This is a genomic window from Streptomyces sparsus (assembly GCF_054776295.1).
The window spans coordinates 1-3,475 of sequence record NZ_BAAHCA010000517.1; the positions used below are offsets into that span (position 1 = coordinate 1).

At 72.1% G+C, this 3,475-nt stretch carries 2 protein-coding genes and 1 pseudogene; 2 read left to right on the forward strand and 1 reads right to left on the reverse strand.

Annotation, left to right across the window (positions count from 1 at the left end):
• Positions 1-202 precede the first annotated feature (202 nt).
• Positions 203-1,021 carry a TetR/AcrR family transcriptional regulator gene (locus tag ACYVE9_RS19485; protein ID WP_461029171.1) on the forward strand — a complete coding sequence of 273 codons (819 nt, stop codon included), beginning with the start codon at positions 203-205 and terminating at the stop codon, positions 1,019-1,021.
• Between the two features lie 169 nt (positions 1,022-1,190).
• On the opposite strand, the pseudogene ACYVE9_RS19490 reads toward ACYVE9_RS19485, so the two are convergent.
• Positions 1,191-2,678: pseudogene (locus ACYVE9_RS19490) on the reverse strand (MDR family MFS transporter); the annotation flags it as partial.
• A gap of 221 nt (positions 2,679-2,899) precedes the next feature.
• Between ACYVE9_RS19490 and ACYVE9_RS19495 the strand changes: the two are divergent.
• Positions 2,900-3,109 carry a hypothetical protein gene (locus ACYVE9_RS19495; protein ID WP_461029172.1) on the forward strand — a complete coding sequence of 70 codons (210 nt, stop codon included), beginning with the start codon at positions 2,900-2,902 and terminating at the stop codon, positions 3,107-3,109.
• Positions 3,110-3,475: the final 366 nt, after the last annotated feature.

Here is a 3,475-nt window from a genome sequence, read left to right on the forward strand (position 1 = left end):
GGCGGCGCCGACCGGGCCACGGTGGCGGACGCGTTCGCCCGGGGTGTCGAGACCAGCCAACTGGCCGGCTCGGTTGCGGTGTTCGCCGGGGGTGCGCTGGCCTTCGTGCTGCTTCGGCGGGCTGAGCGCTCGGCGGCGGCGACGGTCGAGGTCGGCGCATAGCATCAGGCCGAGCACCATGTCACCGTCCCGAGGAGCGACCATGGCATCCGGCAGCCGTTCCGGCACGGCGCCGCGGACCAGCGTCTGGCTCGCCGAAGGCCCCGCCCGGCGGCGGGCGGCGGAGTCCGCCCCCGAGCACCCCGGCGCCCTGGACCGGACGAGGATCACCGCGGTCACCGTGCGGCTGCTCGACGAGGAGGGCCTGGCCAGGTTCTCGATGCGGCGGCTGGCGGCCGAACTCGGCGTGACCGCGATGTCCCTGTACTGGTACGTCGACTCCAAGGACGACCTGCTGGAGCTGGCCCTGGACGCGATCCAGGGTGAGATCACCCTGCCTGACCCCAACTCCGGCCCCCGCCCCGGCGCCGGGCCGCGGTCCGATCCGCGTCCCGGGGGAGGGCCGGCTGACGAGCGGTGGCGCGGGGAGCTGCGGGAGTTGGCGGCGGAGTACCGGCGGATGCTGCTGAACCACCCCTGGGTGTCCCAGATGATCGGCCAGTACCTGAACGTCGGCCCGCAGGCGCTGGAGTTCGCCCGGGCCGCACAGCAGGTGATGCGGCGTGCGGGGCTGCCCGACGACCGCCTCACCGGCGCCCTGTCGGCCGTCTTCCAGTTCGTCTACGGCTTCGGGACCGTGGAGGCGAACTGGAACGCCCGCTGCCGCTCGGCGGGACTGGGCAAGGACGACTACTACCGGTACATCCACCGGCAGATCGAGGGCCGGCCCGAGTACACCGAGTCGTTGGAGCTGCGTGAGATGGGGGGCTCGGGCACGGTGGACGGCATGCGCCAGCAGGACTTCGACACCGCGCTGGACCTGCTGGTGGCCGGCATCGAAGCACTGCGCCCCCGCGGCTGACCTGGCTCCGCCCCGCGCCCCCCCGCACGCCCCCGGCGCCCGGCACGGACAGCGTGCGACGCACACCCCGTGCGCGGGCCGCCCCCTGAGGACCGCCCCCAAGCGCCCCCGTCACGGGTCAGGCGGCGCGCTTCAGCAGCGCTCAGTCGGTCCGCTGGAGGTGGGTCGCGGTCCTCAGCGGCACTTCCTTCACGCAGATCACCATCAGCAGGGCGAGCAGCGCCGCCGGCGAGGCGTAGAGGTAGATGTCGGCTATGCCGTGTCCGTAGGCGCTCTCGACGACGGTCCTGATCGGCCCGGGCAGGGCGTCCAGGTCGGGGATCGTGCCGCCGGTGGGGCTGCCGGTCCCGGCCGGGACGCCGGCCTTGGCCATGCCCTCGTCCACGTACGTCGAGATGCGGGTGGCCAGTACCGCGCCGAGCGCCGAGACGCCGACCGCGCCGCCCAGCGAGCGGAAGAACGTGATCATCGAGCTGGCCGAGCCGAGGTCGGCGACGGACACCTGGTTCTGGGTGGCGAGCACGAGGTTCTGCATCATCATGCCGATGCCCAGACCCAGCAGCGCCATGGAGACGGCGAGGTGCCAGTAGGGGGTGTCGTGGCGCATGGTGCCCAGCAGGCCCAGGCCGGCGGTGACCCCGACGCCGCCTGCGACCAGCCAGCCCTTCCAGCGGCCGGTGCGGGTGATGATCACCCCGGAGAGTGTGGAGGAGAGGAACAGTCCGGCGATCATGGGGATGGTCAGCACCCCGGACATCGTCGGCGACTCGCCTCGGGCCAGCTGGAAGTACTGGCTGAGGAAGACGGTCGCGCCGAACATGGCGATGCCGACGAACAGCGAGGCGAGCGCGGTGAGGGTGATCGTGCGGTTGCGGAACAGCCGCAGCGGCATGATGGGCTCGGCGGCGCGGTGCTCGACGACCACGAACAGCAGGCCGAGCAGGACGGAGCCGCCGACCATGACGACGCTCTCCCAGGACATCCACGCGTAGCTGTCCCCGGCCAGCGTCACCCAGATGAGGAGCAGCGAGACGGCAGCGCTGACGACGAGCGCGCCCAGCCAGTCCACGCGCACGCCGGGGCGCCGGACGACCGGCAGCTTGAGGGTCTTCTGCAGCACGATCAGGGCCGCGACGGCGAAGGGCACGCCGACGTAGAAGCACCACCGCCAGCCCAGCCACGAGGTGTCGGTGATCACGCCGCCGAGCAGCGGGCCGCCGACCGTGGCGGTGGCGAAGGTGGCTCCGAAGTAGCCGCTGTACCGGCCGCGTTCGCGGGGCGAGATCATCGCCGCGAGGATGACCTGGGCCAGTGCGACCAGGCCGCCCACGCCGAGGCCCTGCACCGCGCGGAAGGCGATCAGGGTGCCGGTGTCCTGGGAGAGTCCGGCGCCGGCGGAGGCGAGCACGAAGATGACGATGGCCAGCTGCACCAGCAGCTTCTTGCTGTAGAGGTCGGCCAGCTTGCCCCAGAGCGGGGTGGAGGCCGTCATGGTGAGCAGGGAGGCGGTGACCACCCAGGTGTAGGCGCTCTGCCCGCCGCCCAGGTCGGAGATGATCTCCGGCAGGGCGTTGGAGACGACCGTGGACGAGAGGATCGCCACGAACATGCCCAGCAGCAGTCCGGAGAGGGCCTCCAGGATCTGCCGGTGGGACATCTGCGGTATCTCGCTCGTGGCCGTTACGGCGGTTGTCTCCGTTGCCGTGGTGCTCACCCTTGTCCTCCGTAGTTTGTTGCTCTAAGCAACTATAAGGACGAGGGTGCTCGGCTCCAAGCGGAATCAGGGCCACCGAGGCAAACATTGGCTAAAGCGGTCGCAAGGGTTCTGTGAGGTGGCCGGGATGCCGTGGCGGCCCGGCGTTCGCTAAGGTCGCGCCTATGGCTCACAACCCCCAAGCACCGCAGGGCCCCGAGGGAATCCCGGACCCGGCAGGCAGTACCCAGATGTTCCGCGCCTTCGTCGATGAGGGCGTGCCGCAGAGCCCGGCGGCCCCGGCGCCCGCCGGTGGTCCGCGCGTCGGCCTGATCGTCGGTGTCGTCCTCGCCGTCGTGGTCGTCGCAGCCGTCGTCTGGCTCGCCCTGCCCTGACCCCGGCGGTCCCGGCGCCCAGGCGTTCCCACCCCGACCCCTCGCCCACCCGTCCTGACGACGCACTCGTCACGGCGGTTCACCCGTCCTGACGGTCCACCCGTCGCGGCGGTCCGCTCGTTCCGGCGACCACTCGCCCCGGCGATCCGCCCGTCCCGACGATCACCGTTCAACCCCACTGCTACGACCCGGCCGTCCTGGCGCCCGAGGCATCCGCCCTCGGGCCGTCCAGCCGCCGTCCGTCCTACCGCGCCCACGCTCCCGACCGGGCCGCGTGATGGCCACTCGCGCCGCATGATGCCCGTCCGCATGACGCCCGCCCGGGCCGTCGCATGCGCCCGCTCGTCGGCATGCCCGCGCCCGCTC